The 207-nt window shown below is 67.6% G+C and carries 1 pseudogene; it reads right to left on the minus strand.

Going from position 1 to position 207, the window contains the following annotated elements:
* Nucleotides 1-207 (minus strand): annotated as a pseudogene (locus IEZ12_RS39790) (IS701 family transposase); the annotation flags it as partial.

Below are 207 nucleotides of genomic sequence, written 5' to 3' on the forward strand. Positions count from 1 at the left end.
GGCGAGATAGGCGTGGACGGCCATCGCGAGGGTGATGTGCCGGTACCAGCCCTGGTGACGGCGGACCTGATAGTCGTCCAGGCTGCACTGGCCCTTCGCGGTCTGGAAGCACTCCTCGACCGCCCAGCGTGCGCCCGCGACGGCGATCAGCTCGTTCAGCGTGGCGTCGGCGGGCGCGTAGGCAATGTAGTAGGCGATCTTCGTCGA

The sequence above is a fragment of the Kitasatospora griseola genome (assembly GCF_014648555.1).
GTDB classification, from domain to species: Bacteria; Actinomycetota; Actinomycetes; order Streptomycetales; family Streptomycetaceae; genus Kitasatospora; species Kitasatospora griseola.